14 protein-coding genes and 2 pseudogenes are annotated in these 17,876 nt (G+C 68.7%); 7 read left to right on the top strand and 9 right to left on the bottom strand.

Annotated features, from left to right (window positions below):
* Positions 1 to 113: 113 nt before the first annotated feature.
* Both H5J33_RS05710 and H5J33_RS05715 read right to left on the bottom strand, forming a co-directional pair.
* A complete protein-coding gene (locus H5J33_RS05710; protein WP_181793671.1) occupies positions 114 to 866 on the bottom strand; it encodes a GntR family transcriptional regulator in 753 nt (250 codons plus the stop codon).
* A gap of 162 nt (positions 867 to 1,028) precedes the next feature.
* Positions 1,029 to 2,108, bottom strand: a complete 1,080-nt coding sequence (locus H5J33_RS05715; RefSeq protein ID WP_181793672.1) for a DUF4190 domain-containing protein — start codon at positions 2,106 to 2,108, stop codon at positions 1,029 to 1,031.
* A gap of 293 nt (positions 2,109 to 2,401) precedes the next feature.
* Here H5J33_RS05715 and H5J33_RS05720 point away from each other — a divergent pair, with 293 nt between their 5' ends.
* Complete coding sequence (locus H5J33_RS05720; protein ID WP_399552775.1) at positions 2,402 to 3,631, top strand: serpin family protein; 1,230 nt, start codon at positions 2,402 to 2,404, stop codon at positions 3,629 to 3,631.
* Between the two features lie 178 nt (positions 3,632 to 3,809).
* Here the strand turns inward: H5J33_RS05720 and H5J33_RS38300 are convergent, their stop codons facing one another.
* Positions 3,810 to 5,201: a DUF1266 domain-containing protein gene (locus tag H5J33_RS38300; protein ID WP_181793673.1), complete on the bottom strand. Its 1,392-nt coding sequence runs from the start codon at positions 5,199 to 5,201 to the stop codon at positions 3,810 to 3,812.
* Between the two features lie 324 nt (positions 5,202 to 5,525).
* On the opposite strand from H5J33_RS38300, the gene H5J33_RS05730 reads away from it, so the two are divergent.
* The 4 genes from H5J33_RS05730 (at position 5,526) to H5J33_RS05745 (ending at position 8,242) form a co-directional block, all read left to right on the top strand.
* A complete protein-coding gene (locus tag H5J33_RS05730; RefSeq protein WP_181793674.1) occupies positions 5,526 to 6,095 on the top strand; it encodes a hypothetical protein in 570 nt (189 codons plus the stop codon).
* A gap of 83 nt (positions 6,096 to 6,178) precedes the next feature.
* A complete protein-coding gene (locus H5J33_RS05735) occupies positions 6,179 to 6,319 on the top strand; it encodes a hypothetical protein (protein ID WP_181793675.1) in 141 nt (46 codons plus the stop codon).
* A 439-nt stretch (positions 6,320 to 6,758) separates the two neighbouring features.
* Positions 6,759 to 7,769 (top strand): aldo/keto reductase, encoded by a 1,011-nt coding sequence (locus H5J33_RS05740; RefSeq protein ID WP_181793676.1) that lies wholly within the window; start codon positions 6,759 to 6,761, stop codon positions 7,767 to 7,769.
* A 53-nt stretch (positions 7,770 to 7,822) separates the two neighbouring features.
* Positions 7,823 to 8,242 carry an SRPBCC family protein gene (locus H5J33_RS05745; protein ID WP_181793677.1) on the top strand — a complete coding sequence of 140 codons (420 nt, stop codon included), beginning with the start codon at positions 7,823 to 7,825 and terminating at the stop codon, positions 8,240 to 8,242.
* Between the two features lie 141 nt (positions 8,243 to 8,383).
* On the opposite strand, the pseudogene H5J33_RS05750 reads toward H5J33_RS05745, so the two are convergent.
* Both H5J33_RS05750 and H5J33_RS05755 read right to left on the bottom strand, forming a co-directional pair.
* Positions 8,384 to 8,596, bottom strand: a pseudogene (locus tag H5J33_RS05750) (Txe/YoeB family addiction module toxin); the annotation flags it as partial.
* Positions 8,593 to 8,772, bottom strand: a pseudogene (locus H5J33_RS05755) (type II toxin-antitoxin system prevent-host-death family antitoxin); the annotation flags it as partial. The pseudogenes H5J33_RS05750 and H5J33_RS05755, both read right to left, overlap by 4 nt.
* Before the next feature lie 322 nt (positions 8,773 to 9,094).
* On the opposite strand from H5J33_RS05755, the gene H5J33_RS05760 reads away from it, so the two are divergent.
* Positions 9,095 to 9,370 carry a hypothetical protein gene (locus tag H5J33_RS05760; protein WP_181793678.1) on the top strand — a complete coding sequence of 92 codons (276 nt, stop codon included), beginning with the start codon at positions 9,095 to 9,097 and terminating at the stop codon, positions 9,368 to 9,370.
* Positions 9,367 to 9,774, top strand: a complete 408-nt coding sequence (locus H5J33_RS05765) for a PIN domain-containing protein (protein WP_181793679.1) — start codon at positions 9,367 to 9,369, stop codon at positions 9,772 to 9,774. The genes H5J33_RS05760 and H5J33_RS05765 overlap by 4 nt, the downstream gene beginning before the upstream one ends.
* Before the next feature lie 15 nt (positions 9,775 to 9,789).
* On the opposite strand, the gene H5J33_RS05770 is transcribed toward H5J33_RS05765, so the two are convergent.
* From H5J33_RS05770 to ychF, 4 genes are all read right to left on the bottom strand, one after another.
* Positions 9,790 to 12,942, bottom strand: a complete 3,153-nt coding sequence (locus H5J33_RS05770; RefSeq protein WP_181793680.1) for a type I restriction endonuclease subunit R — start codon at positions 12,940 to 12,942, stop codon at positions 9,790 to 9,792.
* Positions 12,942 to 14,165, bottom strand: a complete 1,224-nt coding sequence (locus H5J33_RS05775; RefSeq protein WP_181793681.1) for a hypothetical protein — start codon at positions 14,163 to 14,165, stop codon at positions 12,942 to 12,944. Before H5J33_RS05775 ends, H5J33_RS05770 begins: the two co-directional genes overlap by 1 nt.
* On the bottom strand, positions 14,162 to 15,907 hold the full coding sequence (locus tag H5J33_RS05780) for a class I SAM-dependent DNA methyltransferase (protein ID WP_181793682.1): 1,746 nt from the start codon (positions 15,905 to 15,907) through the stop codon (positions 14,162 to 14,164). Before H5J33_RS05780 ends, H5J33_RS05775 begins: the two co-directional genes overlap by 4 nt.
* Before the next feature lie 381 nt (positions 15,908 to 16,288).
* Positions 16,289 to 17,377: a redox-regulated ATPase YchF gene (gene ychF / locus H5J33_RS05785; protein ID WP_030616561.1), complete on the bottom strand. Its 1,089-nt coding sequence runs from the start codon at positions 17,375 to 17,377 to the stop codon at positions 16,289 to 16,291.
* Positions 17,378 to 17,876: the final 499 nt, after the last annotated feature.

A 17,876-nucleotide genomic window follows, 5' to 3' on the forward strand; every position in this document is an offset into this window, starting at 1 on the left:
CCGGGCCGGGCGGCCGGACGGGCCGGGTCGGGTCGGGTCGGGTCGGGCCATGGCACGGGCGGCCCCGGGCCATACGAGGACCGGGCGCCGGCCTGCGCGAGGGCAGGGCGGGGTCACTTCACCGGCAGGTGGTAGGCGACTCGGTAGCGGTCGGCCGGGATGACCACGTCGGCGGTCTCGACCGGTCGGCCGGAGGCGAAATAGGTGCGCTGGACGACCAGCACCACATGGCCGGGGACGCCGCCGAGCAGGTGCAGTTCCTCGGCGAGACCGGGACGGGCACCGACCTCCTCGGTGACGTTGTCCACGATGACGTCGATGGCGCGCATCCGCTCGACCACGCCCATCCCGCCGAGCGGCCCCTCCTCGGGCAGCATCACGGGCGTGCGGCCGGTGACCGCGAGGGGCTCCCAGGAGGTGGAGAGCATCATCGGCTCGCCGGCCTCCCGGAAGACGTACCGGGTGCACATGACCCGGTCGCCGGCCTGGATCGCGAGCCGCTCGGCGACGGCCGCGCCGGCCTCGGTCTGCGCGCTGCTGGACTCCCAGGTACCGCGCACCGAGGTGTCGGCCTGCTCCTGCCGGAAGGGGGTGGCACCGCCGGCCGGGCGGTATCCGGAGCGGGCCACCCGCCGGGGCACGGGCCGCTCGCGCACATAGGTGCCCGAGCCGGAGCGGCCCTCGACCAGCCCCTCGGCCATCAGCACCTTGCGGGCCTCCAGCGCGACCGTGTCCGAGACGCCGTACTCCTCGCGGATGCGGGCCTGCGAGGGCAGCCGGGTGTGGGGCGGCAGCAAGCCGTCGACGATCTTCTTGCGGAGATCACCCGCGACACGCAGATACGCCGGCTGCTCACCGAAAGCCACTGGCCACTCCCCTCAGGTTGTACAGACAGCAACAGCCTGGCAACCGTGGGTTCAGCGGTGCAAGCGAAGGCCAGAGAATCACCCGATGTGATGAAGTGGCGGTGGGGGTGCCTTTACGCAGGCACTTTTCCTCCCGTATAGGTGCCCTCGGTCCGCACCGGCTCACACCTGCATGCCGGTGCCGCTTCCTTCGTCGTCCCGCGCCGTGGGCGGCGTGGTGGCCAGCCCAAGGACCGACCGGACGACCACCGTGCGGACCGGATCGATCAGGTCCAGGCCGTTCTCGTAGTGCGCGGAGAAGCTGTCCGCGTCCCCGGCCCCGGCCGCCTTGGCCCATTCCGCGCGCGCCTTGTCCAGGTCGGCGGCGAGCGCGTCGACCGGCCCGGCGATGCCGTCCGGCCAGGAGTGGGCGCGCAGCATCCGGGCCTGCTCGCCGAGCGCGGCCGCCACCCGGCCGGCCCACGCCTTGTGGCCCGGCAGGTCGTCCTCCGCGTACTCCTCGCCGGGGGCGGTCTCCAGCGCCGCGTTGAGCACATGCGCGGCCTTCAGATAGGCGACCTGGTCGGCGTCCAGGTCGGTCTCGTCGTTGCGCAGCGACCCGGTCAGGTCACGGCCCTCGTCGGTGTGGCCGAACACGCAGGTCACCTCGCGGTCCCCGGCGGCCCAGCTGTCTTCGGTCGGCGTCAGGAAGTACACCTCGACGTACGCCGGCACGGCCCAGCCGTCCATCGCGTACCCGTCCTGGAGGGCCTGGCAGCGCTCGTCGGCGGTGTCGGCGACCGCGTCGTCCCCCGGGTAGGGGCCGCCGCCCGGCAGCCGGAAGGACGCGAAGACCTCGCCGTCGTGCGCGCCGCTGCACGACACCGTGTCCACGTCGTAGGTCACACCGGTGAGCGCACCGCCCGGCGCGTTGAAGCACTGGCCTTCCGTCAGCGAGACGCCGGCGCCGTCGCGTGCGCCCTCTTTGATTCCGTGCCACAGGGCCGAGGCACCGCCGGTGGCGAACAGCAGTGCCCAGAGCAGCAGTCCCACCCCGGACAGCACCGCGCCGCCCACGGCCAGCCCCGTGCCGCGCTCGCCGCGCCGGCGGATCTGCCGCAGTCCGGTCAGCCCGAGCACCAGTCCCACGCCGGGCACGAAGCACAGCACCCCGAGCACCAGGGACGCGATGGCGAGGCCGTTGACCGGTGCCGGGGCGTTGTACGGGCGGTAGCCCTGGGTCCACGGCTGGTACCCCGGCAACCCCGGCGCATCGCCCGGGGATCGGGGATGTACCGGCGGGCCGTACGGCCCCTGAGGCGGCGGAACGGACCCTTCTGGCTGCTGGGGGCCGGAAGGCGGGGGTATGGACACCGGTACCGTGCTCCTGGGTCGGGCGGCGGCAGCACAGGACCGGCGACCGGCCGGCGGCTGGACTGACGTACGACTGGCCGCATGGTAAGCGGGGCCCGGGCGGGCGCGGAACACGGCCCCGGACGGGCACGGGGAGAGCGGGGCCGGGTGGGAATGAGCGGGACGGGCCGGGAGGGGCACGAGTGAGCGGGGTGGCCGAGGAGACGGTCCGGCGGGTCAACGGCCTGACGGCCCGCTGGGCGTGGGCAACAGCCGAGGGGACGGTGTTCTCGGCGCCGGGTGTGTGGCCCCTGCTGGCCTTCCTCGCCGACGGCGCGGCGGGCCCGGCGCGCGCGGAGCTGTCCGATGCCCTCGGGGTGCCGGCCGATCAGGCGGCCGGTGCCGCACGGGAGTTGCTGGCCGGACTCTCGTCGATGCCCGGCCTGGACGCGGCGCTCGGCGTGTGGACGCACCACGGGCTGGCGCTGCGCGAGGAGTGGCGGGCGGGGCTGCCCGCCGGCGCCCACGGCCGGTTCGGGGACGACCTGGTCACCGCGCGGGAGCGGCTGGACGCGTGGGCGGCGGAGCGGACCGGCGGGCTGGTCGAGCGGATGCCGGTGCGGCTGACCCGCGACTCCCGGATGGTGCTGGCCAGTGCGCTGGCGCTGCGCACCCGGTGGCGCCAGCCCTTCACCGAGCTGCCGTTGCAGCCGGATACCGGGCCCTGGCAGGACCGCACCCTGCGCGGACTGCACCGGCGCAGTGTGCGGCCGGACCGGGTGGGCGTGACGGGCACCCCGGACGGCTTCGTCACCGCGCTGACGGTTCCCGGGGACACCGGCGTCGACGTCCATCTGGTCCTCGGCGAGGAACGCATGACGCCGGGCCAGGTGCTCGCGGCGGGCGTCGGCATCGTGGAGCGCGGCCTGCCGCTGACCGCGGGCGGCGCCCTGCCGCACGGGCATGTCGGCCCCGGCCTGTACGTGGAGCAGCAGCCGGCCGTCACACCGGAGCCGAGGACGCTGGACGTGACGACGGTGGCGTACGAGGTCCGGGCCGACCACGATCTGCTCGCCCTGTCCGGCCTGTTCGGGCTCATCACGGCGACGGACGCCAGGACCGGGCACTTCCCGGGGGTGAGCGACCGTCCGCTGGCCGTCGGTGAGGCGCGGCAGTCGGCGGTGGCCCAGTTCGGCGCGCTGGGCTTCCGTGCGGCGGCGGTGACGGCGGTGCCGATGGCGGCGGGCGGGCTTCCGCAGTACCGCTACGAGACCACGGTCGTACGGGTCGCCTTCGACCGTCCCTTCGGCTTCCTCGCCGCCGACCGTGATTCCCGTCTCGTGCTGGCCGCGGGCTGGGTCACGGACCCGGCCCCGTACCAGGCCACGGGCCTGGGACCGGGACCGGGACCGGCCATCACTCCGTCGCTCTGAGCGCGCCCGGAAGGCCGGGCCGCTCTGGACCCGATCGGAAGGCCGGGCCCTTCTGGACCCGACCGGAAGGCCGGAGCGCCGGGGCCCGGCGGGCGGGCCTGCGCTCCGGGACCCCGCAGGGCGGTGGCCGACGCTCCGGGGCCGGGCCGGTGGCCCGTGTCCGTGGGCCGGTGGGTGGCTAGCCGCCCAGTTCCGCGCCCCGGGGCAGGTGGAAGGGGACGGTGTTCCAGGGGCTGTCGAGGTGGGTGCTCAGGGCCTGGTGGGCGGCCAGCATCTCCTGGTACCAGCCGCCGAACTCCTCGTCGTCGAAGTGCAGACAGCGGCCCAGCGCGTAGCCGGCCGAGAAGTCCGGCCACGAGGTGTGGGCCGACTGCGCGGCCCGGCTCGCCTCGACGACGGCCTCGCGCATCTCGGAGCGGGTGGCGAAGCGGGCGCCGTAACCCCAGCGGGCCATCATCGAGGCGCGGCCGAGGTCCCAGGCGGCGACCGAGCGCACCGCGGCGTCCGGCGCGAGCAGGCCGTCGGCGCGGAACCGGGCCTCGTAGCGCAGCACTTGGCCGACCAGGCCCACGACGTGCGCGACGAAGTCCTCCCAGTCCGGGCCGGCCTCGTCCGCCGGCAGCCGCGCGGCCCGCTCGCGCAACGTCGTCTCCACGTGTTCCCGCCAGGCGGTGGCGTCGACGGCCTGCAACCGTCCGTCCGCGTGCCGGCGGGCGAGCGCGGCACGGGTGTCGAGGACGAACTCCCAGTACCAGGGGGTGATGTCGCGGTCGAGGAGGCGCCGCTGGGTCTCCTGCCACTCCGCGCGGCCGGTGACGCCCCACCACTTGGCGAGCCGCTGGTGCTCCATGGACAGGCCCAGCCCGTGGTAGTGCGGGTTGTTCCACGCCTCGCCGTTGACGAAGCACATCTGGGCGCCGAGGGCGAGGCCGTGCAGCAGCGGGCCGGTGGGCGGGGCGCCGGTGCGCCGGGTGACGAGCCGGTCGGCGCGGCCGTCCTCGTCCCAGTGCTCGTTGTGCAGCGCCCGCCACACCTGGCGTTCCTCGGCGTCGGCCGCCAGCAGCAGCGGGCACGGGGTCCGCTGGTTGACGGCGATGCCGTCCACGTCGCCGGGCAGATCGTCGGCCAGCTCGCGCAGGGTGTACGCCTCGTAGACCACGTGCGGATGGGGGCGGGGCAGCAGGCCGCGGGTGTAGACGGCGACGAGCCGCCCGACCGGTGTGTCCTGGGCGGGGAAGGTGCGCAGGCCCGGGTCGGGCGAGGTCTCCTCACGGCGGAAGGGCACGTACACCAGGTCTCCGGCGAGCGCCTCCAGGTAGGCGAGGATCAGATCGCCCCGCGCCTCCTCGGCGGCCTCCTCGTCCGCCCACTCCTCCTGGGCGTGCCGGGTCAGCAGGTCGTACAGGCGCTGTTCGAGCGCGTAGGGCGCCTGCCAGGTGCCGGGCTCGGGCACCGGGACGTCCGGGAACGCCTCGTCGTGGTCGTCGAGTTCACCGACGACGTACCGCTCGGCCGGCGCCGCCGCGCCGTCCCCGTCCTGCCGCTGCGTCCTCTTCCGGCCGCCGAACACCCCGTACCCCCGTATCCGTGATCATGACTGCGGCCGCCACTCTACGACCCGGCGACCGGCCGGATCGGGCAGGGGCCGGACTCCCCCGCCGTCCTTTCGAAGGACCGGCGCGCAGGGCGCCCACCGCCCCCGACGACCGGTGGCGGTGTGCACCGCGACCGGTGGCGGTGTGCACCGCGACCGGTGGCGGTGTGCACCGTCCCCACGCCGAGCGCCCCCGAGATGTCCGCCCTCCGGCCCACCCGGCCCCTACGGGATCTGCCCGGGATCACTGGGGGACGGTCCCGATACCCCGTCCACACCCCGGACCGCGATCGTAGGAACATGACCTCGACGCCTCCCGCGACCCGCCTCTCCCGACTGTGCTGCGCCCTCGTCCCCCTCCTCCTGCTGTCGTACGGCGTACTGCGCCTGATCGACGGCATGGACGGACACCACGGCCCAGGACCGGCCTGGAACGCCGGGCACTTATGCTTCCTCGCCGCGTTCCTCCTGCTGGGCGTGCTGGTGCGGGAACTGCACGCCCTGGTCCCCGCGTCCACGGCCCGGATGAGAGCCGCGGCCGGCGCCGCCACGGCCGCGGGACTGCTCGGCGCGGCCTGCTTCGTGTGGGTGATCCTGGGCGACCTGTCCCCCGCCCTCTCCGACGCGGCCCCACTCCCCGCCCCCCTGGAACTGGCTGGCCCCCTGGCCTTCCAGCTGGGCCTGCTCACCCTCCTGATCATGCTGGTCACCACCCGCCCCAGGCAGCTCCCCGCCCGAAGCCCGGCCCTGGTCTTCCTCTTCTTCCTCCTGATCACCGTCAATCTCGACCTGATACCCCTGGCAGCCCTCGCCCTCCTGGCCGGCCTCATCCCACTGGCCCGCCCCCTCGCCCTCCAACGGGCCCGGTAGTGACGCTGGCCTCCGACGACGTCAGGGGGAAGCCGGCCAACGGAGGGGCGTCTGTCTTCTCCCGGTCGACGACGAGTGACGGCGTGCCGGCCGTGGTCGACGAGCTGCATCCCGGCCTCGACCTGGACGAACAGGAGCGGCGTCATCCGGCGGAGAACCGCGTGGCCGCGTCCCTGATCAAGCGGCTGATCCAGTCCCACGAGGTGGCCAGCCTGATCACGTAGGCGGTGTCGGAGCACACCTCGACGACCACGGGCAGGGCGCTGAGCACCGACGGCGGCCTCGTCCCCACGATCATCACCGTGACGGGCACCTGACGGGCACCTGACGGGCCCCGGACCCCTGCGGCCCGGTGGTGAAGGCGGCTCACGGTGGCCGGTGACCGCGCCCCGGCCGCCGTCCTCGGCCTCGCGGGTGCAACACTTGCATTACCCCGCGTCTGCAACTATCGTCGTTGACAACAAAGCGCGTCTGCAATCAACTGGGACGTGCATCCGGCTTCGAAGGGCACGGCCGTGCACCGAGTGTCCGCGCCCCCGGCGGAGCCGGTAGCCCGCGAGACGCCTGTACAGACGACGCCTCACCCTGTCCGCGTCAGGGAAACCCCCGGCGCGGAGACGCTGACCGAAAACTGATCGAACGCTGATCGGAAAAGGCACCACCATGTCACTGAAGAACCTCCTTCCCGGCCGCCTCGGCTTCGGCACCGCCCCTCTCGGGAACATGTTCCGCGCCATCCCCGACGAGGAGGCCCGCGCCACCGTCGAGGCCGCCTGGGACCAGGGCATCCGCTACTTCGACACCGCCCCCTTCTACGGCGCCGGCCTCGCCGAGGAACGCCTGGGCCAGGTCCTCGCCACCAAGCCCCGCGACTCCTACGTGCTGTCCACCAAGGTCGGCCGCGTCATCCTCGACGAGATCGAGACCGACGTCCCCGACTTCGGCGAGAAGGGCGGCCTCTTCGAGCACGGCAACCCCAACAAGATCCTCCACGAGTGGACCGCCGACGCCACCGAGCGCTCCATCGAGGGCAGCCTCAAGCGCCTCGGCGTCGACCGGCTGGACATCGTCTGGGTGCACGAAATCGCCCAGGACTTCCACGGCGACGCCTGGATCGGCAAGTTCGAGGAAGCCCGCACCGGCGCCTTCCGCGTCCTGTCCCGCCTGCGCGACGAGGGCGTCATCAAGGCGTGGGGCCTGGGCGTCAACAAGACCGAGCCCATCGAACTGACCCTCGCCCTGGACGAGCCGCGGCCCGACGGCTTCCTCCTCGCCGGCCGCTACACCCTCCTCGACCACGAGCACGCACTCCAGCGTCTTCTGCCCATGGCCCAGGAGCAGGGAGTCGAGATGGTCGTCGGCGGCCCCTACAGCTCCGGCATCCTCGCCGGCGGCAGCCACTTCGAGTACCAGCAGGCCCCGCCGGAGATCATCGAGAAGGTCTCCCGCCTGAAGGCCCTCGCGGAGAAGCACGGCATCAGCATCAAGGCCGCCGCCCTGCAGTTCTCCCTCGCCCACCCGGTCAGCGCCGCGGTCATCCCGGGCGCCACCCGCCCGAGCCGGATCGCCGAGGACCTCTCCGCCCTGAACGAGAAGATCCCGGCCGCCTTCTGGCACGACCTGCGCGCAGCCAACCTGGTCGGCCCCGCCGCCCCGCTGCCCGACGCCGCCTGACCAGGCGCCCCCACCCCACACCCCCCCACACAGCAAGACCCAGGAGCAAGACCATGGCTTCGACTTCCGTCAGCCGCACAGTGCCCGCCTCGCCCGAGAAGGTCTGGAGCCTCATAGGCGGCTTCGACGCCCTGCCCGACTGGCTCCCCTACATCCCCGAGAGCACCGCACTCGAGGGCGGCCGGGTACGCCGGCTGAAGAATCCCGAGGGCGAGGTGATCATCGAACGCCTCGTGGACTTCAGCGAGACCGAGCGCCACTACAGCTACGCCATCCTCCAGGCCCCGTTCCCCGTCAACGGCTACGTCTCCACCCTCCGCGTCCACGCGGTCCCCGGCCGGGACGACATCGCCGAGGTCCAGTGGTCCGGCCGCTTCAACCCCGACGGCGCCACCGAGGACGAGGTCGTCCACCTCTTCACCGGGATCTACCGCGACGGCCTCGACGCCCTCCACAAGACCCTCGCCGCCTGACACCAGGGCCACCACGGAACCCGGCCACGCGGCCCGGTCACGCCCCACGCGTGCCCGGGCCTCGGCTGCGACCCCCCGGAGACGCCCCGGAAGGCCGACGCCGCTCCGCGCGTCCCCGGGAAAAGACCAGGGGTCCGTGCCAGTGGCCAGGTAGACAAGCCGGTGCTCCTCATCGATCCGCCTCGACCACGCCCCGGGCAAGTGGTAGTCGAGCGGCTCGGGCTTGCCGATGCCCATGAAGGGGTCCTGTTCGACGTCCTCGATGAGCTTGTCGATCCGAGCGAGCGTCTTGCGGTCGCTCTTGAGCCAGGACGCGTGGTCCTCCCAGTCCTGGTCCTCGAAGACAAGCCTCACTCGGCACCCTCGGCGCCGGCGTCCCACGCATCGGGGTGGATCAGCTCGCGTTCCGACACGTTGGCGTGGGCCGATGCGTTCTCGTGCGCCTTGAGCAGCCGACGAGCGTTCGCGGGAGAGCGCAGCAGGTACGAGCCCTCGCGTAGCGCCGTGTAGTCCTCGGCCGAGACGAGGAGAACCACAGAGAAGACACAGCACCAGGAAAACCGGCACCATCCCGGCACGGGAACAACAAGGGGCCGACTCTCAAAAGAGCCGACCCCTTATGACCTGCATGTTTGCCGGTCCGTCAACGCGGTGTTATTCCGTCGGCTCACACATTGAAGCGGAACTCCACGACAAGGCTCTGACCTGCGGAAATGCAGGCGCGTCCCAGCACCATCCCAACACGGGAGCCGCGACAAGGCACAAGAAGATCCAGGGCGCCAAGCCTACGCACCAACGATGAGGCCGCACAGCACCTCAACGCTGTAATAGTTCCTGTACTAGACTGGCTGCATGAAGCCACCCCGCCCCGGAGGCACGGAGAACATCTCCGTCTCGATGCCCTCGGAACTCCTCGGTGCTCTGCGCACGCGCACCGGCAAGCGCGGCGTGTCCGCCTACGTGACCGCTGCGGTCCGCCACCAGCTGGCGATGGACGGCCTAGCCGAGATCGTGGCGGCGTACGAAGCCGAGCACGAACCGTTGGGCGAGGCCGAGGTCCAGGCCGCGCAGCGCGAACTGTTCGGTGACGCACCGGCGCCGTACGCGTCCGGCGACAGCGCCGCATGAAGGCACCCGCGGCCAGGACCCTGATTCTGGACTCCCAGGCCCTCTCGCTGCTCCTGCGCAACGACCGCCAGATGATCACCAGGATCGAGGCCGCTCGGCGCGTAGGCGTGCCCGTCCTCGTGTCGGCCCTGACGGTGGTGGAGGCCGTCTACGGGAAGACGGATACCGCCCGTCTGCGCTGGCTTCTCTCCCGCCTTCAGGTCCAAGACGTCACCCAGGCGGACAGTCTCACCGCGGTGCAGCTGCTGAGCGACGCTGGCGGCCTACACGGCCACAAGTACGCCATCGACGCCCTCGTCGCCGCGATGGCGCTCCGCTCCCCGGCACCCGTCCTCGTACTGACCTCGGACCGCGACGACTGGTCGAAACTGTGCGGCGACCGCGTACAGATCAAGGACATCTGACCTCTCGGCGCTTACTCAGGTTGCATCCACCTGCTGATCGACCGCCGCTTCGTAGAAGGCATCCGCGAGAGCAACGATGATCGCGTTGATGGCCGGCCCGTCGGTGAAGAAGTAGTCAGCCATCGTGTTGTGGGCGTCCTGGTTGTCTGCAACTGCCTCCGTGACGGCGGCTTGGAAGTCCTGTGACTCCAGGAACTGCTTCTTAGAGTTCACCTTGGTCTGCTGGACCAGGTTCGGGTCGGCGAGCAGCCGCTGCACGAGGCCCTGTACGAACTCCCTGACCTGGGAGGCCGCAAACGTCTCAGCACCGAAGAGGTCGTTCATCTTGTCTATGACGACCTGAAGCGCGACGTACTTCGGATCCTTCTTCGCGCCCGTGCCAGCGGCGCTGATTCCCCTCAGCTGTCCGTCGCCCACGAGCGAGATGTCGACGGGGATCGCTTCGGTGTGCTTGACCCCGACTAGCACCACGTCGGAGAGGTCCACGTCGGCCGCCCAAGCGGACTCGGCAATCACCTTCTCCAGCAGGCGCAGGAAGATCGAGAGCATTTCCATGTAGGGATCGCCGTAGTCGACGATCTGGGACATGAAGTCGTAGATGCGTACGTAGGTGGAGACGTCCTTCCGGAACAGGTCGAGCTCCTGGAGCTTTACCTTGTCTTCCTCCTCGATCGCCCGCGCGTAGCGGCGCCGGAAATCGTGCTGCGCCGGTCTGATCGCTGCCGAGAGAGCATTGTTGCCCTTCCGTGTCGCCCACAGTTCGGCGACCTTGCGGACGTCGTCTTCGGTGTAGATCCCGGCCTGGGCGAGCTTGTTGGCCAGGTGGACAACGACGTAAGGGTCGGTCTCGGTCTCCAGAGTCGCGTTCTTGAAGTACGGCTCGAAGGCCGCCTTGATGTCCTCGGGCTTGTTGGCGAAGTCGATGACGAACGTCTTGCGCTTCTGCTCCCCGCTAGCGGTCCGGTGGGTGCGGTTGAGGCGTGAGAGCGTCTGCACCGCGGTGACCCCTGGCAGCTTCTTGTCGATGTACATTGCCGAGAGCAGGGGCTGGTCGAAGCCGGTCTGGAACTTGTTGGCGACCAGCATGACCTTGTACGTGTCACCCTTGAACGCGGCCGCCAGGTCAGCTCCGGCGCCGGGGTTCATATTTGCCTCGGTGAACTCGTCGTCCTTGGACGGCTGCGGACCCCAGTCGCTGTGCCAGGTCTCGTCCTCGGGCATCGTCACCCCGCCCGAAAAGGCGACGAGGGTTCGGTAGTTGTATGAGGCGTCCTCGGCTCGGCGCTTGGCGATGTAAGCGTCTATCGCCAGCTTGTACTTCACCGCGGACTTGCGCGAGCCGGTGACCACCATCGCCTTCGCCTTGCCTTCGAGGAGGTACGCGACGTTGGCGTGGAAGTGCTCGACAATGATCCGCACCTTCTGGCTGATGTTCGTCGGGTGGAGCTGCACCCACCTCATCAGCCCCTTGCGGGCGGCGGCCTCCTCGACCTCCTTGCTCCCGTCACCGCTCCCCGCCTTACCGGCGATCTTCAACGCGGTGTCGTAGGACTGGTAGCCCTTAAGGACGTCGAGGATGTAGCCCTCTTCGATCGCCTGCTTCATCGAGTACAGGTGGAACTCGCGCGGCTTCCCGTCGGGCCCCTTGCGACCGAACAGTTCGAGGGTCTTGCTCTTCGGCGTCGCGGTGAAGGCGAAGTAGGAAATGCTCTCCGAATCGGCTCGCTCGGTCATCTCCGATGCCAGCACCGACTCCACATCGACCTCGCCGCCCTCCTCGATCTCCTTGATCTCCTCGGCCGTCAGCACCTGCTTCAGCTTCGAGGAGATCTGCCCCGACTGTGAGGAATGCGCCTCATCAGCGATTACGGCGAACCGTTTGCCCTTCAGGCCGGCGTCGGTCCGGATCTCCTCCAGCGCATACGGGAAGGTCTGCACCGTCACCGCGATGATGAGCTCACCGTTCTTCAACGCCTGCGCCAACAGGTTCGACTTCGACTTCGCGCCAGCTTTGCGGACGTCCTCGGGGCTGATCGTCGCGACAATCTTCTTGTTCCCGTCGATCTGCCGAATCGCATCCTGCAGCTGGGAGTCGAGCACCGTACGGTCCACGACCACGATGACGGAGTCGAAGACCTTCTTGTCGTCGGCATCATGCAGTCGGGCCAGCCCGTGGGCGGTCCAGGCGATGGTGTTCGTCTTTCCTGACCCGGCCGAGTGCTCGATCAAGTACCGGTGCCCGACGCCCTCCTCCTTCACTGCGGCAACGATGCTCGTGACCGCCTCCCACTGGTGGAAGCGCGGGAAGAGCATGCTCGTACGCCGCACCGAGGTGCCGGTGGTGACGTCCCACTCCTCCTTGGTCTGCACGATCATCAGCCGCCCGATGATGTTCAGCCAAGCGTTCTTCTCCCAGACGCGTTCCCACAGGTACGCCGTCGCCGACGCGCCGTCCGCACCAGGCGGGTTGCCGGCACCACTGTCGAAGCCGATGTTGAACGGAAGGAAGTGGGTCTTGTCCCCCTCCAGCTTCGTTGTCATGGCCGCCAGGTTGTTGGAGACCGCGAAGTGCACCAGCGCCCGGTGACCGAATGACAGCAGCGGTTCCGGGCGCCCGTTCGTCAGCGGCTTTCGGTCGTGCTTGTACTGGTTGATCGCCTCGTCCAGCGACTGGGTAAAGTCGGTCTTCAGCTCCACCGTGGCCACCGGGAGCCCGTTGATGAAGAACACCAGATCGATGGTGCGCTGGTCGACCGTCGAGAAGTGAACCTGCCGCACCACCCGCACCCGCATCGCCTCGTAGTGCGCCGTCGTGGTCGCGTTGAGCGAAGTCTCGGGGCGGAACTGCGCCATCTTCAACCGGCCGCCACCGATGTACTGCACCCCGTTGCGCAGGATGTTCAGCGTCCCGCCGCCATGCTCCAGCGGTCGGTCGAGCGCCGCAGACAGCACGTCAAGGAACTTTGCCTGCGACCCCGCCGCCTTTAACGCCTTGTCATACGCCGGCCTCTGCGTCGCCTCCAGCCACGCGAACAGGTCAGCAGGGAACAGCGCCCGCTCCCGGTCGTACTCACCACCGTCCCGGTCGTTCTTCGAGTACAGCCAGCCGTGGTCCCGCAGGTACTCGCAGATCTCCGTCTCGAAGACCCCCTCGTTGTGGTCGGCCATCACGCCACCTCCCGTACGTCAATCTGCCCCGTCACCGCCGCCGTGATCAACGCCGACCGCCGCTCCCTGGAGAGTTCGATGAACCGCTCCGTCTCCATAATGAGCGTGTCGATCTTCGCTGTCTGCTCGTCGAGGTACGTCGCGATGCGGCGCTGCTCGTCCAGCGCTGGCATCCGCACGCGAAGCTCCCGAATGTCCCGTTGAGAGATCTTCTGCATCGAGTGGCTCATGCCTTTGGAGGCAGCACTGATCTGCACGCGCACTGCAGGAGAGGCGAGCGCATACGCGACGAACGCCGGATCCGCGTCGGCTGTGAGCGAAATGCCGTACGTGAGGTCAGAGAGAAGCAGTCGCGGGTAGTCCTCCTGGACTACGGCAGCAGCACCCACCAGTTCCTTAGTGTTTGAGCGCGACATGACGAGTTCGCCCCGACGAACCGAAAACTCCGGCCGTGGAGTCTCGTCGTCGGGAAGGCGCTTGTTCTCAGCAGCGTTAAATCTTCCGGTGTTCGAGCAGCCGACCTTCAGGACTCCCCATTCCGCTACTCCGTCGGCAGGCGAGCTCTCACAGTTGGGGCTCCACCCCTGGCGAAGCGCAGCGATGATCCTGCGAAATTCTACCTGTGCACCTCGAGATGTCGCGTGCGCGATAACGGCAGTACGTCGTTCGCGGAGCATCTCGATCAGGCGCTGCTGCTCCACGATGAGCATGTCGATGCGGGCCGTCTCGCCGTCGAGGTAGTCGGTGATGGCACGCTGCTCGCCGAGCGGCGGAACAGCGAACGGCATGTCCGCGATCATCGGCCTGCGTACCGAGTCAACGGTGGACTTTGCGCTGCCGTCTAGGGCCATCAGGTGAAATAGGTTACTAAAGGCGTAGTAGAAGAACCGTGGGGTTACTCGCCGGAACTCGTCGAGCACGTACACGCGCTGGTGCGCCATGAACCGTCCCGTGACGAGGTGAAAGACTTTCGCGACGCCAGCGCCATCACCGGCGGTGAGTACGGCCGTCGTGTCAAACTCCCAACGGTCTGACCTGACCGGCTTGTCAGACCGAACGTAGAACGGGAACTCACCGTCGGGCTCGGCATCGACCGTGTCTCCACTTCCCGTACGGATGCGGACGAGGTGACGGCCCCGCACAACGTCCCAGTGTTCCGGGATACGAGTGAACGTCTCGCGGGCCTCGTCTCGGTATGACGCATAAGCGCGGAGGGCGCTCACTGCTCCACCTCTCGCAGCAGGTCAAGGATCTTGGCGACCTGCTTCTCCAGGTCGGCGTCGATCTCGGCAAGCGGGCGGGGTGGTACGTACTTGTTGAACTGGCGGGTGAAGGGGATCTCGTAACCGGTCTTGGTCTTGGCCCAGTCGATCCAGGCGTCAGGAACGTGCGGCCTCACTTCCGCGTCGAAGTACGTCTGGATGACTAGCCGCTCCCCCGCAGTGCCGGCGGTTGAGCCGCCGTAGGTGAAGGGCACATTTTCGGTGTCACGCTTTTTCGAGTCGGGCTTCGGGTTGCCCTTGCGGTCGACGACAGGGTTCCCGTCCTCATCAAACAGGGGACGCTCGACGGTGATGGTCCAGTAGCCGAACTCGTCGTTGCGCAGCACCTTGGAGAAGTCGGGATCGGCGTCCTCGAAGTCGGCGTACAGCCGCACGATCTCGGCGCGGTCATGGTCGCTGATCTCGCGTCCCTTGGACCCAAGGTTCTTGCGCATCTTGGTCCAGAACGACGTGCCGTCGATGAGCTGGACCTTGCCCTGGCGCTCGGGGTGCTTGATGTTGTCGAGGATCCAGATGTAGGTGGCGATGCCGGTGTTGAAGAACATGTTGGTCGGCAGCGCAACGATCGCCTCGACCAGGTCGTTCTCCAGCAGCCACCTACGGATGTTGGAGGGGCCGGATTCGGCGGCGCCGTTGAAGAGCGGCGAGCCGTTCATGATGATGCCCACGCGGCCGCCGCCGTCCTCGGGTGCGCGCATCTTGTGGGCCAGGTGGAGCAGAAAGAGCATCTGGCCGTCCGAGGTCGCGGGGAGTCCCGGCGCGAAGCGGCCGTAGGGGCCGGCGGAGTCGCGCTCCTCCTTGACCGCCTTGGCATACTGCTTCCAGTCCACACCGTAGGGCGGGTTGGACATGCAATAGTCGAACTGGCGCCCCTTGAAGGCGTCGTCGGTGAGCGTGTTACCGAAGGCGATGTTGGTCGCGTCGTGGCCCTTGGCGATCAAATCGGACTTGCAGATGGCGTACGACTGCGGGTTGTATTCCTGTCCGTACAGGCTCAGCTTCGCCTCGGGATTCTCGGCGAGCAGGTGTTCCTCCGCCAGGGAGAGCATGCCGCCGGTGCCGGCAGTTGGGTCGTACAGCGACCGGATGATGCTGCCCTCGGAGAGGTCGACATCCTTCTCCGCGAAGAGCAGATCGACCAGTAGCCGGATCGCGTCGCGCGGCGTGTAGTGGTCTCCAGAGGTCTCGTTCGCGGCTTCGTTGAACTTGCGAATGATGTACTCGAACGCATCCCCCATGTCTGCGTTGGACACCACGTTGGGATGCAGGTCGACGGCGCCGAAGGACTTGACGATCTCGCGCAGGAGTCCGGCCTTCTCCAAGGCCAAAATCTCATTCTTGAAGTCGAAGTACTCGAACACGTCCACATCGGGGGAGAACCGGTCGATGTACTCAGCGAGGTTGTCCGCCAGCCCGTCCGCATCGGCCAGCAGATTCGCGAACGCGTAGTTGGAGGTGTTGTAGAACGTCCGCCCGGTGGCCTTCTTGACCTCAACCTTGAGCCGGTTCGGGTTCTCGTACCTCGCAGCCAACTCCCGTACCGTCACGCGGTCCGGCTCGAGTACGCAGTCGAGCCGTCTCAGGATCGTGAACGGGAGGATTACCGTCCCATACTGGTTCGGGCGGTAGGGGCCCCGAAGTTGGTCAGCGATTGACCAGATGAAGCTACCGAGCGTGCTCACAGGTTCCTCACGAGAATCGTCTAGCAGTACCGATCACTTTGGCAGAGACAGCAGCCGCCGTCTCATGGTTCAGCCATGGCCCCTCAACCTGCTCTTACAACCAACCCGCATGGTTACCGGGCGCGGCAGACTGCGCTCCCCGCGACGGTCGAATCGTGATCACGGGGGCTCACCCGAGTGGAATCCAGCACTGGCAGCCCATCCACATCCCAGCACAATCCCAGCACGGTAGGGATGAGCAGGGGTGATGACAGGTGACGAGGGGTCAGCCATCCCAGCACCATCCCAGCACGGGGAACACCAAGGGGTCCGACTCTAGGGAGCCGAACCCCTCGTGACCTGTATGTTTGCCAGATCAGCGATATGGTGGTAAGCCGCCCGCTACACGTTGAACCGGAACTCCACCACGTCCCCGTCCTGCATCACGTAGTCCTTGCCCTCCATGCGGGCCTTGCCCTTGGCTCGGGCCTCGGTGACGGAGCCGGTTTCCACCAGGTCGTCGAAGGAGATGACCTCGGCCTTGATGAAGCCCTTCTGGAAGTCGGTGTGGATGACACCGGCCGCCTCGGGGGCCGTGGCGCCCTTCTTGATGGTCCAGGCGCGGGACTCCTTGGGGCCGGCCGTCAGGTACGTCTGCAGGCCGAGGGTGTCGAAGCCGACGCGGGCCAGGGTCGCGAGGCCCGGCTCGTCCTGGCCGACGGACTGCAGGAGCTCCAGGGCCTCCTCCTCGTCCAGCTCGGCGAGGTCCGCCTCCAGCTTCGCGTTGAGGAAGATCGCTTCCGCGGGGGCGACGAGGGCACGCTGCTCGTTCTTGAAGTCCTCGTCCACCAGCTCGTCCTCGTCGACGTTGAAGACGTAGAGGAAGGGCTTCGTCGTCAGCAGGTGCAGGTCGTGCAGGAGCTCCGCGCGCTCGCTGCCCTGGACGATGCCGTGGGCGAAGAGCGTCTCGCCCTTCTCCAGGATCTCCTTGGCCTCTTCGACGGCCTTGACCTTGGGCGCGACGTCCTTCTTGATCCGCGACTCCTTCTGGAGGCGGGGCAGCACCTTCTCGATGGTCTGGAGGTCGGCGAGGATCAGCTCGGTGTTGATCGTCTCGATGTCGTCCTTCGGCGAGACCTTGCCGTCGACGTGGACGACGTTCTCGTCCTTGAAGGCGCGGATGACCTGGCAGATCGCGTCGGACTCGCGGATGTTCGCCAGGAACTTGTTGCCCAGGCCCTCACCCTCGGACGCACCGCGCACGATGCCGGCGATGTCGACGAAGTCCACCGTGGCCGGAAGGATGCGCTCCGACTTGAAGATCGAGGCCAGCTTGGCGAGGCGGGCGTCGGGCACGCCGACCACGCCCACGTTCGGCTCGATCGTGGCGAACGGGTAGTTGGCCGCCAGCACGTCGTTCTTGGTCAGGGCGTTGAACAGGGTCGACTTGCCGACGTTGGGCAGGCCGACGATTCCGATCGTGAGCGACACGTTGCGACTTCCCGTAGTTGAGTGGGCCAGGGGCTGCCAGGGGCCAGAGACCGACACTGGCCGATCCACCAGTTTACGGCGTCCCGCGCCCCCGCCTCGCGAGAGTGCCGGACGCCCGGCCAAGCTCCCCCACCCGGCGTGTCTGGGGGCTGATTCAGCACATAAACAGACCTAGGTTGGTCCCTGTGGAGCAACACAGGCAGCGACCCCCGAACGACGGACCGCGACGCGGCATGCCGCCCCAGCGCCCCAGAGGCCTGCGGCAGCCCCCGCCGTCGCCGGGCCCTGGGGCGTCGCCGAGTCCCAGGGCACCGGAGGCTCCCATGGCCCCCGCGGCCCCCACTGCTTCTCCCTCCCCGATGGCCTCCCCGATGGCCTCCCAGGGCCGACGACGGCCGGGGGACGCCCGTGGGGGCGACGGCAGCGGGGGCGGGGCGGGTGGGCGATGCTCGACAGCGAACGCTGACGGTCGTGCCGGGTACCGTCTAGGCATGCCTTC

It is taken from the genome of Streptomyces sp. WELS2 (genome assembly GCF_013870595.1).
Lineage (GTDB): Bacteria > Actinomycetota > Actinomycetes > Streptomycetales > Streptomycetaceae > Streptomyces.

Bases quoted from the DNA above. Each gene is read 5' to 3' on its own strand.
- H5J33_RS05730 (WP_181793674.1), top strand. From the start codon at position 5,526: ATGACCTCGACGCCTCCCGCGACCCGCCTCTCCCGACTGTGCTGCGCC.
- H5J33_RS05740 (WP_181793676.1), top strand. From the start codon at position 6,759: ATGTCACTGAAGAACCTCCTTCCCGGCCGCCTCGGCTTCGGCACCGCC.
- H5J33_RS05745 (WP_181793677.1), top strand. From the start codon at position 7,823: ATGGCTTCGACTTCCGTCAGCCGCACAGTGCCCGCCTCGCCCGAGAAG.
- H5J33_RS05760 (WP_181793678.1), top strand. From the start codon at position 9,095: ATGAAGCCACCCCGCCCCGGAGGCACGGAGAACATCTCCGTCTCGATG.
- H5J33_RS05765 (WP_181793679.1), top strand. From the start codon at position 9,367: ATGAAGGCACCCGCGGCCAGGACCCTGATTCTGGACTCCCAGGCCCTC.
- H5J33_RS05770 (WP_181793680.1), bottom strand. From the start codon at position 12,942: ATGGCCGACCACAACGAGGGGGTCTTCGAGACGGAGATCTGCGAGTAC.